We start from the raw sequence: 16,290 nt of genomic DNA, 5'->3' as shown, positions 1-16,290 counted from the left end.
GCCGACCGGCGGCAGCTGCGAGCTTTGCGGCGTAGGTACTACAGGCGTATCATTTGCGACAAGATTGGTCGGAGATAGATATGTCGCTCTACAGTGCTGGCGTCGAATACGGTATCCATTGCCTGCTGTTCCTGGTGGACGAGCTGGGCGACTCGCGTGAGTCCAGCGTGCGCGACCTGGCGGAGCTGCAGGGTGTACCTCAGGAGTACCTGGCCAAGGTATTCACCAAGCTGGCCCGTGCCGGTCTGGTGGCCGCCACCGAAGGCGTGCGTGGTGGCTTCAGGCTGGCGCGGCCGTCGGATGAAATCACCGTGCTGGATATCGTCAATGCCATCGACGGGCCGAAGAAGATCTTCGACTGCCGCGAAGTTCGCGAGCGTTGCAGCCTGTTCGAGGGTTCGCCCCCAGGTTGGGCAACCGAGGGCACCTGCGCGATCCACGCGGTGATGCTGGGTGCGCAGAAGCGCATGGAAGAGGCCCTGGCACAGCAGACCATCCTTGATCTGGCGCGGCGGTTCGGGCGCAAGGCGCCGGCCGAATTCGGGCAGAAGGTCAATGCCTGGATGGGTGAGCGGCGGGAGGGCAAAGGGGCAGGGGATATTCCGGTCAGTCAGGTCTGAATCTGCTGCCAGTGCCGGCCTCTTCGCGGGCTTGCCCGCTCCCACAGGAATCGCACAATTGCTGAAATCTGTGGGGTATCTGTGGGAGCGGGCGAGCCCGCGAAGAGGCCCGTACAGAAATAACGCGTTCAGCGCCCCTCATGCTGCCGCCGATACGCCCCCGGCTGTACCCCCATCGCCTTGGCAAACGCCCGGGTAAACGCCGCCACCGATTGATACCCCGCCTGCGCCCCTACCTGCTCCACGGTATGCCCCGCCCGCAGCAACTGGCTGGCATGGCGCATGCGCAACGCCAGCAGTACTTGCCCCGGCGACTGCCCCGCAAGCTCATTGAAACGCTTGAAAAATGCCGACCGCGACAACCCGGTGCAGGCGGCCATGCTTTCCAGTGTCCATGCTTGCCCTGGTTGCTCGATCAACTGCTCCAGCAACCCGGCAAACGCCGGTTGCCGGGCGAGGGCGACCAGCCCGCCCAGCGATTGCCCGGCATGCACCTGCTGGCGCAGCACATACAGGAACAACAAGTGCGTCAGCCGCTCCAGCAGCGTCTGTGACGGCCCGGCGGCGCGCCGGCATTCCTCCAGGATCAGCTCGAACAACGCCCGCGCCGCATGCCCGGCCGGTTCATCGGCGCGCAGCAATATCCAGTCAGCCAAGCCCTCGACGATCAGCGCCGACAAGCCCGGCCTGAAATGGAAGAAACCACATACCAACCCCACGCCATCGACCGCGTCGGCGTCCATGGCCTGCATGTGTTGGCGCGGCTGGGCGCAAGCACTGGCCGGGTCCTGGTCGCTGGCCAGGCGATAGCCGAGATCGCGCAGCAGGAACACCGCATCGCCGGCCTCCAGACGCAGCGCCTCGGGCTGGCCATCGATGTGCAGCCAGCAATGCCCTTGCACCACCAGGTGGAAGCTGGCCCGGCCCATGCCTTCGGTGCTGGCGTGCCAGCCGCCGCAATAGCGGCCAACATGGAACAGGCTGGCATCGAGCTCCAGGCCCTCTAATAACCAATCGACAAGATGGCTGGACGAAATCATCTAATGCAAAGACTCAAGAGCAAAGAAAGGCGACTGATGAATATGGAGGGTAGTTCTTATAACCAACAGACTGTAGCGACACCCATCAAAAGGAGACCACTCCATGTCCTCGCGCATTACTTTACACACGCTGCAGAGCGCCCCGGAAGCGGCTCGTCCGTTCCTCGAGAACGCCCAGAAGAATTCCGGCTTCATCCCCAACCTGCTGGGCGTGCTGGCCAATGCCCCGGCGGCGCTGGAAACCTACGTGACCGTTTCGGCACTCAACGGCAAATCCGAACTGAGCCTGGCCGAGCGTGAAGTGGTGCAGTTGATTGCAGCCACCCAGCATGGCTGTGACTTCTGCGTGGCCGGCCACACGGCTGTGGCCCTGAACAAGGCCAAGCTGCCGCAGGAGGTGGTCGATGCCCTGCGTGCCCGTGGCGAGCTGCCCGATGCCCGTTATGAAACCCTGGCTGCGTTCGCCCGCGAAGTGATCGCCACCCGTGGCAATGTCAGCGAACCCACTTACCAGGCCTTCCGCGCAGCCGGTTTCAGCGAGGGCAATGCCCTTGAGGTGATTCTGGGTGTGAGCCTCGCAACCCTGTGCAACTTTGCTAATGTGTTCGCCCAGACGCCGCTCAATGACGAGCTCGGCAAGTACCGCTGGCAACCTTCTGCATGATCCGCGTGCGATACCGGTCGTAGCGCGATCGTTGTAGGAGCGGCCTTGTGCCGCGAATGGGCCGCCAAGCGGCCCCGGCGTTTTCAAAGGAGCAAGACCATGCAAGATTGTGCATTTCGACACTGGCTGGATGCCAATGCCGAGGCCATTGACCGGGGCCAGTGCGAGCCGCAGCTGGTGCTGGCGCAAATCGCCGAATCGCAACTGCTGCGTGTCGGTGTCGACCCGGCCTTGGGCGGCACGGGTGGGCAGGTAACCGACGCGGTCGAGGCCATCGCCGCAATCGCCAGCCGCTCGCTGGCAGCGGCGTTCGTCTGCTGGGGCCAGCGCGCCTTCATCGAATACCTGTTGCACAGCCCCAACCAGCCCCTGCGCGAGCAGCTGTTACCGCGCCTGCTGACTGGCGAACTGGCTGGTGCCACCGGGCTGTCCAATGCCATGAAGTTCCTGTCCGGCATCGAAGCACTGCAGGTGCGCGGGCGCCCGCAAGCCGATGGCTGGCAGTTGGAAGGGCGCCTGCACTGGGTGACCAACCTGCGCAAAAGCGGCTTCGTGGTGGCTGCGGCTATCGAAGACGAAGCCGGTGGCGCACCGTTCGTGCTGGCCATTCCGTCCGACGCACAGGGCCTGGAGCGTTCCGACGACCTGCAACTGATGGGCCTGCAGTCGAGCAACACCGCTGCACTGGCCTTCCACCAGGTGCAATTGCAGCGTGGCTGGTTGCTGCACGAAAATGCCCGCGAGTTCCTGCCCCGGGTACGCCCGGCGTTCCTGGCGCTGCAGTGCGGCATGGCCATTGGCCTTGCGCGGCGGGCGTTGGCGGAAGTGCAGGCACACCTGCATGGCCGTGCCTCGTTCCTCGACGAAGCACGCCAGGTGCTCGGCGAGCGCCTGGAAAATACCGTGAGCGAGCTCAAGCAGGGCCTGCTCGATGGGCGCTTCCAGCAGCAGCCAGCAGCCTTGTTCAAGCTGCGCATCACCCTGGCCGAAAGCGCGGCCGACGCCGTGCAACTGGAGTTGCAGGCCAGTGGTGGCAAGGCCTACCTCAGCGAGTATGGCGAAGGCTTTGCCCGCCGCTGGCGCGAGTCGGCCTTCGTGCCGATCGTCACGCCCAGCCTGGTGCAACTGCGCGCCGAACTGCAACGCCAGGCGGGCGCGGCATGAGCCAAGTGTTGCTCGAAGCCCGCGACATCAGCCTGGGCTACCCGCGCGAGGGGGGCTGGCAGGCGGTGCTGGCGCAGTTCGACCTGCAGCTGGCCCCCGGCGAAGTGGTGACCATCCTCGGCCCGAGCGGGGTCGGCAAGTCCAGCCTGTTGCGGGTACTGGCCGGCCTGCAGCAGCCCCGCGGTGGCAGCGTGACCCTGCACGGCCAGCCGCTGCAAGGCCCGCACCCACGCCTGGCGGTGGCCTTCCAGGACCCGAGCCTGTTGCCCTGGTTGAGCCTGGAGAAGAACGTCGCCTTCGGCCTGGACTTCGCCCGTCAGCCAAAACTTGCCGCCGCCGAACGGCGCGCACGCATCGACCATGCGATTGCCGCCGTGGGCCTGGCCCATGCTCGCGGCCAGTACCCGGCGCAGTTGTCCGGCGGCATGGCCCAGCGCACCGCGCTGGCCCGCTGCCTGGCCCGTCAGCCCGAAGTGCTGTTGCTCGACGAGCCGTTCGGCGCGCTGGATGAAGTGACCCGGGCCGACATGCAGCAACTGCTGCTGCAACTGATCGCCACCCACAACACGGCGGCGGTGCTGATCACCCACGATATCGACGAAGCCCTGCTGCTGTCCGACCGGGTTCTGCTACTGGGCAACCACCCAGCGCACACCCTCGGCCAGTGGCACATCGACCTGCCGCAACCACGGACGCAGCGGGTCGAGGAACTGGGCGCCTTGCGCATCGAAATCCTCAAAACCCTTCGGCGGGCAAGCCGCACAGTCGAACCTACCCCAACCCCGTTGCCCTCGGAGGCTGTCCATGTGCATGGATGACTGCTGTTCCTCTTCTTCGCGTCGCGATTTCCTCAAGCTCGGCGCCATGCTCACGGCTGCCGGTGCACTGCCGCTGCTGTCGAGCCTGCAAGCCCGTGCCGCCACCGAGCCGGACGCGCCGGTGCGTATCGGCTACCTGCCGATCACTGACGCCACGCCGCTGCTGGTGGCGCACAACAACGGCCTGTTCGAGGCCGAAGGCATCAAGGCCGAGCGCCCGGTGCTGCTGCGCAGCTGGGCGCAGGTGATCGAGGCGTTCATCTCTGGCCAGGTCAACGTCATCCACTTGCTGTCGCCGATGACCGTATGGGCCCGCTACGGCAGCAAGGTGCCGGCCAAGGTGGTGGCCTGGAACCACGTGGGCGGTTCAGGCCTGACCGTGGCCCCGGATATCAGCGACATGAAACAGCTCGGTGGCAAGACCGTGGCCATCCCGTTCTGGTACTCGATCCACAACGTGGTGCTGCAACAGATGCTCAACGACAATGGCCTGACCCCGGTGTCGAAGCCTGCCAATGCGCCGCTGGCTGGCAATGAAGTCAACCTGCTGGTATTGCCGCCGTCCGACATGCCACCAGCGCTGGCCAGCAAGCGCATCGCTGGCTATATCGTCGCCGAGCCATTCAACGCCCTGGCCGAGAACCTCAAGGTTGGCCGCGTGCAACGCTTTACCGGCGATGTGTGGCGCAACCACGCCTGCTGCGTGGTGTTCATGCACGAGCACGACCTTAACAACCGCCCGGAGTGGTCGCAGAAGGTGGTCAACGCCATCGTCAAGGCGCAGCAATGGACCCGTGATCACCGCGCCGAGGCCGCCGCATTGTTGTCCAAGGCCGGCCCCAACAAGTACACCCCGCATGAACCTGCGGTGCTCGGCAAAGTGCTGGCACCGGCCGCCGAGGACCGTGCCGGTTACATTGCCAGTGGCGCCATTCGCCACCAGCAGTGGGATGAAAAGCGCATCGATTTCCAGCCTTACCCGTTCCCCAGCTACACCGAAGAGCTGGTCAAGCGCCTGAAAACCACCCTGATCGAGGGTGACAGCGCGTTCCTGGCCGGCCTGGACCCGGCACAGACCGCCCGCGACCTGGTCGACGACCGCTTCGTGCGCAACGCCATCGCCAGCGTTGGCGGGCCGTCGGTGTTCGGCATCGCCGATAACTTCGAGCGTAGCGAGGAGTTCGCGGTCTGATGCGCACGCATTTCGTTCATGCCAGCCTGGGGCTGGCCGGGTTGCTGGGTTTGTTGCTGTTGTGGTGGGCCGGTGTCGCGTTGTTTGGCCAGGCCGATGGCCTGTCGGCGCGCTTTTCGCCGGCAGCGACCCTGGCCAGCCTGGTCGAGTTGCTGGGGCAGGGCGAGGTGTACGGGCATATCTGGGTCAGCCTCAAACGTATCCTGGTAGGGCTGCTGCTGGCGCTGCTGATCGGCGTGCCGCTGGGCTTGCTGGTGGGCAGCTACCGGCACCTGGAGGCTGCGACCACGCCGGCGTTCCAGTTCCTGCGCATGATCTCGCCGCTGTCGTGGATGCCGGTGGTGGTGATGCTGATGGGCGTGGGGGACCAGCCTATCTACTTCCTGCTGGCGTTTGCCGCGTTGTGGCCGATCCTGTTGAACACGGCGGCCGGGGTAAGGCAGCTGGACCCACGCTGGTTGCAGTTGAGCCGCAGTTTGAGTGCCACGCGCCGGGAGACCTTGTGCAAGGTGATTGTGCCCGGCGTGATCGGCCATGTGCTGACTGGCGTGCGCCTGGCCATCGGCATCCTGTGGATCGTGCTGGTGCCGTGCGAAATGCTCGGGGTGAGTGCGGGGCTTGGGTATTTCATTCTCGATACCCGCGACCGGCTGGCGTATTCCGAGCTGATGGCGATGGTGCTGCTGATCGGGGTACTGGGGTTTGTGCTGGATGCCCTGGCGCGTGGGCTGCATCGGCGTTGGGTGCATGGCTGAAGGGCCGGTGGGGCTTCTTCGCGGGCTTGCCCGCTCCCACAGTTTGGCTTTGTGAAATCCTGTGGGAGCGGGCGAGCCCGCGAACAGGCTCTTGGATCAATGCACGGTCTTGCGCTGCCGTACACACTCTTGGGCTTGAGCGGTCAGTTCGTCCAGCCGCTCATCCCGCATCTGTTCCGCTTCGATCATCGCATCCTCACCCTGCTGGTTGAGCAGGTAGGTATGGATCTGCATCACTTCCGCCGTCTGGTAGATCGGCGCAATATCCAGCCGCCCGATCAGCGCGCCGCTAGCCCGCCCGGTACTGCTCATCAGTACCTGCGGCCCATTGGCGGCCACTACCTGCATGCCCATCGCCTCGAACCACGGTACCTGGCTGGCAAAGGCATTCAGCTCGACGCAGGCATGGCGTGCCTGCAGGTCGCCCAGCAAGGCGCGGGCGATGCCCTGGCGACGATGGCTGGCGCGCACGGCGAGGAACGCCAGGGCGCACGCCTGGTCATCGTCCTCGGCCGGCAGTGACAGGGCGAACCCCAGCAGTTGGTCCGGTGCCTCGGCATCCAGCGCCAGGGTCAGCGCCACGGCCAGGCCGCGGGTGCCGTCCAGTGCTTGCAGGTACTGGTGCACCTCCATGCCGACGCCATACTGGTACAGCGGGTACAGCGGGTTGTCGGCGCTGATGGCGACACTGCTCAGTTCGCCGACATTGTGGATCACCAGTTCGCGGATCTGGTTCTGGAAAGATTCAGGCGGCACGCTGTCGAGGCGGCTCAGGATGAACATCGGGGTGCGGGCTCCGGCGGGTGGATGGACGGCCCGCGCCGTGCGGGCGCGGGCTGCACAGTCTAACCGGTTTTGCCGATCAGCCTTGTACCTGCAATGCACCGAGCATCAGGTCGAGGTTCTGCACCGCCGCACCGGAGGCACCTTTGCCAAGGTTGTCGAACACTGCGGTCAGCAGCACCTGGCCATGCTCGGGGTTGGCGTAAAGCGCCAGGCGCAGGTCGTTGCTGTCGTTCAACGCCTCGGGGTCGAGGTTCGGCGCTGCGCCGTGCTGGTGCAGGGGCATCAGCTGGACATGGCGGGCACCCTGGTAGTGCTGCTGCAGGCAGGCCTGCAGCTGTTCGGCACTGACCTGGCCGGGCAGCAGGCGCAACTGCAGCGGGATGCTCAGCACGATGCCTTGACGGTAGGCACCGTAGCCGGGCATGAACATCGGCCGCGCCGACAGCCCGGCGTGCTGCTGGATTTCCGGCACGTGCTTGTGTGCCAGCTCCAGGCCGTAAAGTTGCAGGGCCGGGGTTTTGCCGGCGGCGGGCTGTTCATGCCGTTCGACTGCGGCGCGGCCACCGCCGGAATAGCCGGAGATGGCGTGGATGTTCAGCGGGTAATCCGCTGGCAGCAGGCCGGCCTTGACCAGTGGGCGCAGCAGGGCGATGGCGCCGGTGGGATAGCAGCCGGGGTTGCTGACGCGCTTGCTGTGCGCGATGCGCTCGGCTTGCTGCTCGTCAAGCTCCGGCAGGCCATAGACCCAGCCTGGGCTGGTACGGTGCGCGGAGCTTGCGTCGATCACCCGCACCTGCGGGTTTTGGATCGCCGCCACGGCCTCGCGGGCAGCATCGTCGGGCAGGCACAGCAGGGCGATGTCGGCATTGTTGATTGCCTCGCGGCGGCGGTGCGGGTCCTTGCGCTCGGCTTCGGGCAGGGTCAGCAGGCGCAGATCGCTGCGGCCTTGCAGGCGGGCATGGATCTGCAGGCCGGTGGTGCCTTGGTCACCGTCGATGAAGACAACAGGGGTGTGCATGGTCAAAATCCGATCGGGGAGGGATGGCCTATGCTCGCTTGTGGCTCTGGTAAAGAAAATTTGAATATGATGATCGAGATATTCATCTTTCCTGAACGAGTTGGCCCATGCGCGAAATCAGCCTCGATCGCCTCCGCACCCTGGTGGTCATTTCAGACCTGGGCTCCTTTGCCGAAGCCGCCCGCCAGCTCAACCTGGCACCGCCCACCATCAGCCTGCACGTGGCCGAGCTGGAGGCGCGCATCGGCGCCTCGTTGCTTACCCGCACCCGCGGCCAGGTGCGGCCCACGGTCATTGGCGAAACCCTGCTGGCCCGTGCCCGCCGCCTGCTGGCCGACGCCGACCTGGCGCTGGATGAAGTGCGCCGGCAGGTCGAGGGCCTGACGGGCCGGGTGCGCCTGGGTGCCTCCACCGGCGCCATCGCCCACCTGCTGCCCCAGGCGCTGGAGCACCTGCGCACGGTGCACCCGGGGATCGATGTGCAGGTACAGGTGCTGACCTCCCAGGCCTCGTTGGCGCGCTTGCGCGAGGGCACGCTGGATATCGGCCTGGTGGCCTTGCCGCAGGTGGCCGGCAAAGGGCTTGCGGTTACGCCCTGGCGGCGTGACCCGATCCTGGCCTACGTGCCGGCCGACTGGCAGCCACCGGCCAGGGTCACGCCGGCCTGGCTGGCGCAGCGGGCGTTGATCCTCAACGACAGCAGCACCCAGCTTTCGCGGGTGACCGGCGAGTGGTTCGCGGCAGCAGGGTTGTACCCCGAGCCGCGAATCGAGCTGAACTACAACGATGCGATCAAGAGCCTGGTCGGGGCCGGGTATGGGGCGACGTTGCTGCCGCAGGAGGGGGAGTCGGCCGAGCTGGACCGGCGCATTGCCCGCCGGCCGCTGCGGCCGGGGTTGTGGCGGCAACTGGGCATTGCCTGCCGGGAAGGGCAGGTGGAGCTGGCCACGGGGTATGTGTTGCAGGCGCTGGAGCGGTTGCGGCAGTAGGGGCTGCACAGCAGCCCCTGGGGTCACCCTCGCTCTCGGGCCCGCACTGCGGTCACTGTCTCTCCACCAACCCCCCAGTTATCGGTCGGCACCTCTTCGATCACCACGAAGGTACTGGCCGGCGGCTTGCCCAGCACCTGCTGCAGCATGCGGGTCGTCTGTTCGATCAGCTGGCGCTTGTGCTCAGCGCTCACGCCTTCATCGGTCACGCGGATGTGAACATAGGGCATGGTTCTCGCTCCTCTGTCAGTGCCAGGTGCCAGCGGTGCTACCGCCATCCACCGGCAGGATCACGCCACTGACGAAGCGTGAGTCGGCCAGGTACAACACTGCATCCACGACATCCTGCGGCGAGCCGGTGCGGCCACTGGGTGACAGCACGCCCATGCCTTGTGTGTTGCCGCCATGCAGTGGTGTGTCGATGATCCCAGGTGCCACCGCATTCACCTGCACGCCGCTGGCTGCCAGTTCCAGCGCCAGGCCTTTCACCGCCTGGTTCAGGCCGCCCTTGACCAGTACCGGCAGCAGGGCTGGCACGCGAGTATCCGGTTGCAAGGCGATGGAGGCGGTGATGGCGATGATCTGCCCATGCCCTTGCCTGGTCATGACCCGCGCCGCTTCCTGGGCTGGGTAGAAGAACCCCTTGAGGTTGGTGCCGACCAGAGCGTCGACATCCGCTTCGCTGTACTCGGCAAACGGCTTGGCAATGAAGATGCCGGCGTTGTTGATCAGCAGGTCGACCCCGCCAAAGGTTTGCTCGGCGCTGGTGAACAGTTGCTGCGCCGTGTCTGGCTCGGCGATGTCGCCAGCCACGCCGATGAAGCGCGAAGGGTTGCCGAGGCGGGCTGCGGCTTGCTCCAGGCGGGCCTGGCTACGGGCGTTGCCGACCACGTTGTCGCCGCGTTCGAGGAAGGCCTCGGCCAGGGCGAAACCCAGGCCGCTCGAGGCCCCGGTAATGATGACGGTGCGTGGCGTGTTCATGTGCATGATCTCCAGTGAAGTGAGCCAGGGGCTCGGTGTGAAGCCACTGTAGGTTGCAATCAGCACTTGAAAAATGAGGAGCTCGGCATTTCAATCGATACATCATGTAATCAATCGAGCCGTCATGACCCGCCATTTCGATGACCTGCAACTGGGCAGCCTGGAGCTCTTCTGCCTGGCCGCCGACAGCGGCAGCTTCACTGCTGCGGCCACGGAGGCCGGTCTTACGCCGGCGGCAGTCAGCCGCAGCGTGGCGCGCCTGGAAGAGCGTCTGGGCGTGCGCCTGTTCGTCCGCACCACCCGGCAGATGCGCCTGTCCGCAGCCGGCCAGGCCTATTACCAGCAATGCCGGCAAGCACTGGGGCAACTGGTCGAGGCCGAGCGCCAGGTCACGGGCGGGCAGGTCGAGCCGAGCGGCCGCCTGCGTATCAGTGCACCCACGCCCTATGCTCATCACCGGCTGTTGCCGCTGCTGCCGAGGTTTCGCCAGCGCTACCCGAAGGTGCAGGTGGATGTGCATGTCAGCAACCGCAATGTCGACTTTGCCGAGGAGCCGTTCGACCTGGCCATTCGTGGTCGCGAGCCGGCCGATTCGCGGCTGGTGGCGCGTCGCCTGGAAGATGCCGAACTGGTGGTGGTGGCCACGCCGGGCTACCTGGCCCGTGCCGGCACGCCACGGACACCGCACGATTTGCTGCAACATGAGTGCATCCAGTTCGAATTGCCCAGCAGTGGCCGACGCCCGCCGTGGAGCTTCCGCCAGGATGGCCAGCAGGTGGAGATCGAAACCCAGGGTGGGTTCACCTGCCTGGGCGACTTCCTCGCCACCGCCACGCTGGTGCGCCATGGCGGCGGGCTGATGCAGGCTTACCGCTTTACCGTGCAGGACGCACTGGCCAGTGGCGAACTGGTGGAAGTGCTCGCCGAGTTTGGCGGCACCTCGCGGCCGTTCATGCTGATCTACCCCCAGGCCCGGCACATGCCGCTGCGGGTGCGGGTGTTCATCGATTTCCTGTTTGCCGAGGGGGCGTAGCCCCCGGGCTGAAGCGAGGCGCCGGGGCGTATGGCCGACTATGCTGTTTGCTGCGTCGAGCCAATGTCATCTCGACGACCCTTCAGGTTTTCCAGGAGAACGCTCCATGAAATCCACGAAATGCATACCTTTGCTGGTGATTGCCTCGGTCCTCAGTTTTGCCGCACACGCAGACCCGGCGAGCAACTGTGCGGCCAAGATCAAGGAGCTTGAAGAAATTCAGAAGACTGATGGCCAGGCACTGCACGGTGGCATGGCGCACGACTATCACGAGTTGTTGAAGCAGGCCAAGGAGGGGCAGGCTGCGAATGACATGAAGAAGTGCCAGGCCTCCGCTGACCGGGCCAAGACCATCTACAACAAGGCGCGCGGGAAGTAGCTGCAGTCCTGCACTGGCCTCTTCGCGGGCTCGCCCGCTCCCACAGGTATTGCACAGGCCTTGAGCCTGTTGGAAATCCTGTGGGAGCGGGCAAGCCCGCGAAGAGGCCAGTGCAGGAGGGCCCAGTCAGAACCAGCGATCGTTCTTCCGGCGCCCACGGGTCAGCGCCGGCAGGATCAGCCCCGCCAGCAAGCCCGCGCCGGCGATGCTGCCGCCATACACCATGTAGCGCATCATCACCTGCTTGTTCTCGTCCCCCAGGCGGGCCTGGGTATCGCGCAGCTGCGACTGGCTCTGGTCGAGCTGTTCATTCAGCGCCTTGTTGCGCGCCTCCAGTTCGTCGATCAGTTTCTTGCGTGAGTCCAGGGTTTCCTGCATGCCCTGTACGCGGTTTTTCCAGCTGTCGTCGATGTTCTTCAACTGCCCGGTCAGGTCCGCGACCTGGGCATCGAGCTGCGGCAGGCGCTCGCTCTGGCCTGGCACCGACTGCAGATCGTTGCTGAGGATCCACACCACATCGCCGTTCTGCCCGCGCACCTGGCTGTAGTTGCCTTGGCTGCCGATCAGGGTCAGCTTCTGCCCGGACTTGAGCGTGCCGACAATGCGGTGGCCATCGGTGGGGCCGCTGCGCACGTAGGTGCTCAGGCTGTCGCTGACCCAGCGTGCATCGCTGGCAGGCTCTTCGGCGTGCACCGGTGCGGCAAGGGCCACCAAGGTGGCGATCAGGCCGCCGCGCAGGGCAGTGAGGGCGGAAGCATTCGGGCGGGAATCGGGCATGTTGGGTCTTCGCTGAAACAGGACAAAAGTAGGCCCGGTGACTGGGCCGATGAACCGGTCGGTGGGTTGACCGTCAGCGAAAGACCGTTTTTTTGTAAGCAGGTTCACTACCTAATGTCGGAAATGTCTGCAGGATGTTGCAAGGCTTCAACCGGCGACTGTGAGACTAGACTCAAAGGCTCACACCCTTTCATGGAACAAGACCATGACAGCCAAGAACACAATCTGCCTCTGGTACGACAACGACGCCGAGGAGGCCGCGAACTTTTACGCCAGCGTCTTCCCTGACACGACAGTGATAGCGGTGCATCAGGCACCTGCTGATTATCCATCCGGGAAACAGGGTGACGTGATTACCGTGGAGTTCAGCGTCATGGGTATTCCCTGCGTGGGCCTCAACGGAGGCAAGGCCTTCACGCATTGCGAGGCGTTTTCATTCCAGGTCAGCACCGAGGACCAGGCCGAGACCGACCGCTTGTGGGATGCCATTGTCGGCAACGGCGGGGAGGCCAGCGTCTGCGGCTGGTGCAAGGATAAATGGGGGATTTCGTGGCAGATCACCCCGCGCATCCTCATCGAAGCCATCGGCCACCCCGACCGGGCGGCGGCCAAGCGGGCGTTCGACGCCATGATGCAGATGGGCAAGATCGATGTGGCCAGGATAGAGGCGGCGTTGAAGGGCTGACCACGGCAGTGAAGGCATCTTGATCGGGGGCTGCGCAGCAGCCCCCGATTCCACAAACTTGCCAGGTCAGTTGCCGGTCACTTCGGCCTCTGCCGACGCCGGCTTGGTCGAAGTCTTCTTCTCCTGCACCACGATGTAGAACTCTTCGCCATGCTTCACCGCGCCATACAGCACGGCCTTCTCGATCAGTTCGTTGCCGCGCAGGTGGCGCAGCATCATCGGGTCCTTGCGCAGGTCGCGGTACAGCGCCAGGCACAGCAGCACCATCACCACCACGAACGGCAGGGCCACGACGATGGTCAGGTTCTGCAGGCCGGTCAGCGCCTCGCCGGGGTCGCGCGGGTCGCCAATCGCCAGCATGATTGCCGCAACAGTACCGGTCAGTGCGCCCCAGAAGATCACTGTACGTCGCGATGGCGTGGTGGTGCCATGCTCCGACAGCGTGCCCATCACCAGCGAGGCCGCATCGGCACCGGAGACGAAGAAGATGCCCACCAGCACCATCACCAGCACCGATGTCACCGAGGCCAGCGGGTAGCTTTCCAGCAACTGGTACAGCGCGTGATTGCTGTTGACCGCACCGTTGGCCAGCTGGAAGGCGCCTTCACGCAGGGCGTCGATACTCGCGCCGCCAAAGATGGTGAACCACACCAGGCTGACCAGGCTCGGTACCAGCAGCACCCCGGTAACGAACTGGCGGATGGTGCGGCCGCGGCTGATGCGGGCGATGAACATGCCCACGAACGGCGTCCAGGAAATCCACCAGGCCCAGTAGAACACGGTCCAGCCGGCCAGCCAGCTGTTCATCTGCTCGCCGCCGCTGGCGTTGGTGCGGGCCATCATTTCCGGCAGCATCTTGACGTAGATGCCGATCGAGGTTGGCAGCAGGTTGAGCATCAGCAGGGTCGGGCCGACGATGAACACGAACAACGCCAGCACCAGCGCCAGTACCATGTTGGTGTTGGACAGCCACTGGATGCCCTTGCCGATGCCCGACACCGCCGAGGTGACGAAGGCAATGGTCAGCAGGGTGATTATCGATATGTAGAACAGCTTGCCGGGGCTTTCGATCCAGCCGTTGTATTCCAGGCCACCGGCGATCTGCAGCGCGCCCAGGCCCAGCGAGGCTGCCGAGCCGAACAGCGTGGCGAAGATCGCCATCATGTCTATCAGGCGGCCGAGCGGGCCGTTGGCATGCTTGCCGATCAACGGCCGGAAGGCGGCGGAAATCAGCTGCGAGCGGCCGCGACGGAAGGTGCCATAGGCAATCACCAGGCCGACGATGGCGTACATGGCCCAGGGGTGCAGCGTCCAGTGGAACAGCGTGGTGGCCATGGCCACCTGCATCGCTTCACTGGACTGCCCGGTGGCCGTCCCTGGCGGTGGCGACACATAGTGCGAAAGCGGTTCGGCAACGCCGAAGAACATCAGGCCGATGCCCATGCCGGCGCTGAACATCATCGCCACCCACGACACCGTACGGAATTCCGGCTGTTCGCCATCACGGCCCAGCGGGACCCGGCCGTAACGGCTGGCGGCCAGCCACAACACGAACACCACGAACAGCGTGGAGGTAAGCACGAAGAACCAGCCGAAGTTGAGAATGACCCAGGATTGCGCGCTGGAGGCGCTGGTGGCGAGGCTGGCCTGGTTGAGGAAGCCCCAGAGGACGAAAGCGATAGCCAGGAGGCTGGTGAAACCAAAGACGATCCAGTCGAGCTTGCCCTCGAAACGCCGGTCCTGGCGTGCTTCTGCGGTTTTCGAGGGGTCCGTCACGCCAAGGTCGAGCGTTTCGGTGATGTGTTCCTTTGCCATGAATGATGAGGCCCCTTTCTGGCTTACCTGCTGGTGCAGGCTTGTAGTTTTGTGTGGGCTACCGAGTTCGATGACTGCCTCGGCGGGGAGATTGCTGGCTGGATTATCCTGCGCGCGAAACGGCGGCTCCTGTCCCGATTACGCCCCGGGGCGTCCATTACGCGACCTGCCAACTACTTTTAGTTCTGGGGGCGATGGCCCTTTCTGCTTCGCGTTCTGGTAACCTGATGGGCATTCCCCGGGCCTGCACATCCGAGCACCGTAGAAGCGTTGCTGCTTGTGGGCCTGGCCGTACCAGGAAACGGAGATTCGTCCAAATGGCCACTGACCGTGTGAGCCTGATTCATTTCGATAAATTGAGCATGAGCCCTGCCGCTGCCGATCGGTTCCAGAAAGCCCTCGACGCGCTGGAAGCGCTCAAGCTACAGGACCGTTACGTGTATCTCATCGCTCCTTATCTGGGTGACATCGCTGACGCCTCCGACCCCGAGCAACTGGCCACCGCCCTGGAACAGGGCGTGCGCGTGGTCGACGAGCTGCTGGCTGCCAGGTCGGTCAGCAAGGTCAAGGCCGAAGAAGTGTGCCAGGTGTTCCACCGCGCCGCTGAGCGCGCGCAGGCAGAAATGCCTGGCTGAGTGGCGGCATGGCCAAAGACATCGACAACCCCTGCGTCTCGCTGTGCCAGCTCAACAGCGAGTTGTGCGTGAGCTGCGGTCGCACCCGTGACGAAATCCGCAAATGGCGGGGCATGAAGCGCCCCGAGAAGATGGCCACCGTGCAGCGGGCGGCAACGCGGATGAAGGCTATCGCCAAGAAGGCGGCCAAGCGGCAGAATGCCGACTGAACCTGCGCACCCTGCGCGCGGCCTTTCCTGATTGTCTGACGAGCCTGAAAATGGATTCTCACTCGCTGTTTGCCTTTACCCTGGTCGCTGCCATCGCGATCGCCAGCCCCGGCCCTGCCACCCTCATGGCCATCAACAACAGCCTGGCCCATGGCCAGCGCAGCGCGATCTGGTCGTCGCTGGGCAATGGCTCGGGCCTGTTCTGCCTTTCGGCAGCTGCCATGCTGGGGCTTGGCGCGCTGTTGGCCAGTTCCGAAATGCTGTTCAACGCCGTGAAGATCCTGGGGGCGGGCTACCTGTTCTACCTGGGGGCGCGGCAATTGCTGAAAAAGAGCCCGATGCTGGCGCAGGGCGCCGCAGAGGGTGTGGCCAAGGTCCGGCCCACGCCGCTGAAGCTCTACAAGTCGGCCTTCCTCACGGCAGTGACCAACCCCAAGGCGACCATGTTCTTCACCGCACTGTTCCCGCAGTTCATCGACCAAGGTGCGGCGTTGCTGCCGCAGTTCCTGATCCTGACCGGAATATTCGTTGCGTTGTCGCTGGTTTCGCTGAGCCTGTATGCCGCATTGGCGGCGCGGGCCAAGGGCGTGCTGACCCGGCCGTCGTTGTCGCGCTGGGTGAGCCGGGTGGTGGGCACCACCTTTATCGGTTTTGGTGCGGCGATCCTGGCGATGCGCCGGCAGGGGGCCTGAAGTACGAGGGGCGCTCCCCGCTGGCCGATAAATGGCCA

20 protein-coding genes are annotated in these 16,290 nt (G+C 64.8%); 13 read left to right on the top strand and 7 right to left on the bottom strand.

All coding sequences use genetic code 11. The annotated features are described in order from the left end of the window. Positions 1-80 precede the first annotated feature (80 nt). Entirely contained in the window at positions 81-620 is a 540-nt protein-coding gene (locus tag CAF92_RS02955; RefSeq protein WP_085599115.1) for an Rrf2 family transcriptional regulator, read from the top strand. 128 nt (positions 621-748) lie between these two features. On the opposite strand, the gene CAF92_RS02950 is transcribed toward CAF92_RS02955, so the two are convergent. Beyond that, complete coding sequence (locus CAF92_RS02950; protein ID WP_085599113.1) at positions 749-1,660, bottom strand: AraC family transcriptional regulator; 912 nt, start codon at positions 1,658-1,660, stop codon at positions 749-751. 103 nt (positions 1,661-1,763) lie between these two features. On the opposite strand from CAF92_RS02950, the gene CAF92_RS02945 reads away from it, so the two are divergent. From CAF92_RS02945 to CAF92_RS02925, 5 genes are all read left to right on the top strand, one after another. Then, on the top strand, positions 1,764-2,324 hold the full coding sequence (locus CAF92_RS02945; protein ID WP_085599111.1) for a carboxymuconolactone decarboxylase family protein: 561 nt from the start codon (positions 1,764-1,766) through the stop codon (positions 2,322-2,324). A gap of 99 nt (positions 2,325-2,423) precedes the next feature. Next, positions 2,424-3,488, top strand: a complete 1,065-nt coding sequence (locus CAF92_RS02940) for an acyl-CoA dehydrogenase family protein (protein WP_085599109.1) — start codon at positions 2,424-2,426, stop codon at positions 3,486-3,488. After that, entirely contained in the window at positions 3,485-4,306 is an 822-nt protein-coding gene (locus CAF92_RS02935; protein WP_085599107.1) for an ABC transporter ATP-binding protein, read from the top strand. Before CAF92_RS02940 ends, CAF92_RS02935 begins: the two co-directional genes overlap by 4 nt. After that, positions 4,293-5,498 carry an ABC transporter substrate-binding protein gene (locus CAF92_RS02930; RefSeq protein ID WP_085599105.1) on the top strand — a complete coding sequence of 402 codons (1,206 nt, stop codon included), beginning with the start codon at positions 4,293-4,295 and terminating at the stop codon, positions 5,496-5,498. Before CAF92_RS02935 ends, CAF92_RS02930 begins: the two co-directional genes overlap by 14 nt. Next, entirely contained in the window at positions 5,498-6,253 is a 756-nt protein-coding gene (locus tag CAF92_RS02925) for an ABC transporter permease (RefSeq protein ID WP_085599103.1), read from the top strand. Before CAF92_RS02930 ends, CAF92_RS02925 begins: the two co-directional genes overlap by 1 nt. Before the next feature lie 96 nt (positions 6,254-6,349). Here the strand turns inward: CAF92_RS02925 and CAF92_RS02920 are convergent, their stop codons facing one another. Continuing rightward, the gene (locus CAF92_RS02920; protein ID WP_085599101.1) at positions 6,350-7,036 is read right to left on the bottom strand and encodes a GNAT family N-acetyltransferase; all 687 of its coding nucleotides are present in this window, start codon (positions 7,034-7,036) and stop codon (positions 6,350-6,352) included. 79 nt (positions 7,037-7,115) lie between these two features. After that, positions 7,116-8,057, bottom strand: a complete 942-nt coding sequence (gene argC / locus CAF92_RS02915) for an N-acetyl-gamma-glutamyl-phosphate reductase (protein ID WP_085599099.1) — start codon at positions 8,055-8,057, stop codon at positions 7,116-7,118. Between the two features lie 107 nt (positions 8,058-8,164). Between argC and CAF92_RS02910 the strand changes: the two genes are divergently transcribed. Beyond that, complete coding sequence (locus CAF92_RS02910; protein ID WP_085599097.1) at positions 8,165-9,046, top strand: LysR family transcriptional regulator; 882 nt, start codon at positions 8,165-8,167, stop codon at positions 9,044-9,046. 23 nt (positions 9,047-9,069) lie between these two features. Here CAF92_RS02910 and CAF92_RS02905 read toward each other — a convergent pair whose 3' ends face one another. Further along, the gene (locus CAF92_RS02905; RefSeq protein WP_061551649.1) at positions 9,070-9,276 is read right to left on the bottom strand and encodes a 4-oxalocrotonate tautomerase family protein; all 207 of its coding nucleotides are present in this window, start codon (positions 9,274-9,276) and stop codon (positions 9,070-9,072) included. Between the two features lie 16 nt (positions 9,277-9,292). Further along, entirely contained in the window at positions 9,293-10,027 is a 735-nt protein-coding gene (locus tag CAF92_RS02900; RefSeq protein WP_085599095.1) for an SDR family NAD(P)-dependent oxidoreductase, read from the bottom strand. 124 nt (positions 10,028-10,151) lie between these two features. On the opposite strand from CAF92_RS02900, the gene CAF92_RS02895 reads away from it, so the two are divergent. Together CAF92_RS02895 and CAF92_RS02890 are read left to right on the top strand one after the other, a co-directional pair. Further along, positions 10,152-11,060, top strand: coding sequence for a LysR family transcriptional regulator (locus tag CAF92_RS02895; RefSeq protein ID WP_085599092.1), 909 nt, complete (start codon positions 10,152-10,154; stop codon positions 11,058-11,060). Between the two features lie 106 nt (positions 11,061-11,166). Beyond that, positions 11,167-11,439, top strand: a complete 273-nt coding sequence (locus CAF92_RS02890; protein ID WP_085599090.1) for a hypothetical protein — start codon at positions 11,167-11,169, stop codon at positions 11,437-11,439. A 126-nt stretch (positions 11,440-11,565) separates the two neighbouring features. Here CAF92_RS02890 and CAF92_RS02885 read toward each other — a convergent pair whose 3' ends face one another. Then, a complete protein-coding gene (locus tag CAF92_RS02885; RefSeq protein ID WP_046615460.1) occupies positions 11,566-12,216 on the bottom strand; it encodes a TIGR04211 family SH3 domain-containing protein in 651 nt (216 codons plus the stop codon). A gap of 205 nt (positions 12,217-12,421) precedes the next feature. On the opposite strand from CAF92_RS02885, the gene CAF92_RS02880 reads away from it, so the two are divergent. Next, positions 12,422-12,901 carry a VOC family protein gene (locus tag CAF92_RS02880; RefSeq protein ID WP_015270715.1) on the top strand — a complete coding sequence of 160 codons (480 nt, stop codon included), beginning with the start codon at positions 12,422-12,424 and terminating at the stop codon, positions 12,899-12,901. Positions 12,902-12,967: 66 nt separating this feature from the next. On the opposite strand, the gene CAF92_RS02875 is transcribed toward CAF92_RS02880, so the two are convergent. Further along, entirely contained in the window at positions 12,968-14,716 is a 1,749-nt protein-coding gene (locus CAF92_RS02875; protein WP_046615459.1) for a BCCT family transporter, read from the bottom strand. A 317-nt stretch (positions 14,717-15,033) separates the two neighbouring features. Between CAF92_RS02875 and CAF92_RS02870 the strand changes: the two genes are divergently transcribed. The 3 genes from CAF92_RS02870 to CAF92_RS02860 are packed head-to-tail and all read left to right on the top strand — an operon-like array spanning position 15,034 to position 16,252. Beyond that, complete coding sequence (locus CAF92_RS02870) at positions 15,034-15,351, top strand: hypothetical protein (RefSeq protein ID WP_085599088.1); 318 nt, start codon at positions 15,034-15,036, stop codon at positions 15,349-15,351. 8 nt (positions 15,352-15,359) lie between these two features. Then, complete coding sequence (locus CAF92_RS02865) at positions 15,360-15,560, top strand: DUF1289 domain-containing protein (RefSeq protein ID WP_012271937.1); 201 nt, start codon at positions 15,360-15,362, stop codon at positions 15,558-15,560. Positions 15,561-15,610: 50 nt separating this feature from the next. Then, a complete protein-coding gene (locus tag CAF92_RS02860; protein WP_025338811.1) occupies positions 15,611-16,252 on the top strand; it encodes a LysE family translocator in 642 nt (213 codons plus the stop codon). Positions 16,253-16,290: the final 38 nt, after the last annotated feature.

The organism is Pseudomonas sp. B10(2017), assembly GCF_002113295.1.
Classification (GTDB): Bacteria; Pseudomonadota; Gammaproteobacteria; order Pseudomonadales; family Pseudomonadaceae; genus Aquipseudomonas; species Aquipseudomonas pudica.
This window is presented reverse-complemented; position numbering and strand designations above follow the sequence as displayed.

What these genes read in the sequence shown, in the direction of transcription:
- CAF92_RS02870 (WP_085599088.1), top strand. Translation starts at nt 15,034, where the DNA reads ATGGCCACTGACCGTGTGAGCCTGATTCATTTCGATAAATTGAGCATG.
- CAF92_RS02900 (WP_085599095.1), bottom strand. Translation starts at nt 10,027, where the DNA reads ATGAACACGCCACGCACCGTCATCATTACCGGGGCCTCGAGCGGCCTG.
- CAF92_RS02880 (WP_015270715.1), top strand. Translation starts at nt 12,422, where the DNA reads ATGACAGCCAAGAACACAATCTGCCTCTGGTACGACAACGACGCCGAG.
- CAF92_RS02920 (WP_085599101.1), bottom strand. Translation starts at nt 7,036, where the DNA reads ATGTTCATCCTGAGCCGCCTCGACAGCGTGCCGCCTGAATCTTTCCAG.
- CAF92_RS02950 (WP_085599113.1), bottom strand. Translation starts at nt 1,660, where the DNA reads ATGATTTCGTCCAGCCATCTTGTCGATTGGTTATTAGAGGGCCTGGAG.
- CAF92_RS02890 (WP_085599090.1), top strand. Translation starts at nt 11,167, where the DNA reads ATGAAATCCACGAAATGCATACCTTTGCTGGTGATTGCCTCGGTCCTC.
- CAF92_RS02940 (WP_085599109.1), top strand. Translation starts at nt 2,424, where the DNA reads ATGCAAGATTGTGCATTTCGACACTGGCTGGATGCCAATGCCGAGGCC.
- argC (WP_085599099.1), bottom strand. Translation starts at nt 8,057, where the DNA reads ATGCACACCCCTGTTGTCTTCATCGACGGTGACCAAGGCACCACCGGC.
- CAF92_RS02930 (WP_085599105.1), top strand. Translation starts at nt 4,293, where the DNA reads ATGTGCATGGATGACTGCTGTTCCTCTTCTTCGCGTCGCGATTTCCTC.
- CAF92_RS02945 (WP_085599111.1), top strand. Translation starts at nt 1,764, where the DNA reads ATGTCCTCGCGCATTACTTTACACACGCTGCAGAGCGCCCCGGAAGCG.
- CAF92_RS02885 (WP_046615460.1), bottom strand. Translation starts at nt 12,216, where the DNA reads ATGCCCGATTCCCGCCCGAATGCTTCCGCCCTCACTGCCCTGCGCGGC.
- CAF92_RS02905 (WP_061551649.1), bottom strand. Translation starts at nt 9,276, where the DNA reads ATGCCCTATGTTCACATCCGCGTGACCGATGAAGGCGTGAGCGCTGAG.
- CAF92_RS02860 (WP_025338811.1), top strand. Translation starts at nt 15,611, where the DNA reads ATGGATTCTCACTCGCTGTTTGCCTTTACCCTGGTCGCTGCCATCGCG.
- CAF92_RS02955 (WP_085599115.1), top strand. Translation starts at nt 81, where the DNA reads ATGTCGCTCTACAGTGCTGGCGTCGAATACGGTATCCATTGCCTGCTG.
- CAF92_RS02935 (WP_085599107.1), top strand. Translation starts at nt 3,485, where the DNA reads ATGAGCCAAGTGTTGCTCGAAGCCCGCGACATCAGCCTGGGCTACCCG.
- CAF92_RS02865 (WP_012271937.1), top strand. Translation starts at nt 15,360, where the DNA reads ATGGCCAAAGACATCGACAACCCCTGCGTCTCGCTGTGCCAGCTCAAC.
- CAF92_RS02875 (WP_046615459.1), bottom strand. Translation starts at nt 14,716, where the DNA reads ATGGCAAAGGAACACATCACCGAAACGCTCGACCTTGGCGTGACGGAC.
- CAF92_RS02895 (WP_085599092.1), top strand. Translation starts at nt 10,152, where the DNA reads ATGACCCGCCATTTCGATGACCTGCAACTGGGCAGCCTGGAGCTCTTC.
- CAF92_RS02925 (WP_085599103.1), top strand. Translation starts at nt 5,498, where the DNA reads ATGCGCACGCATTTCGTTCATGCCAGCCTGGGGCTGGCCGGGTTGCTG.
- CAF92_RS02910 (WP_085599097.1), top strand. Translation starts at nt 8,165, where the DNA reads ATGCGCGAAATCAGCCTCGATCGCCTCCGCACCCTGGTGGTCATTTCA.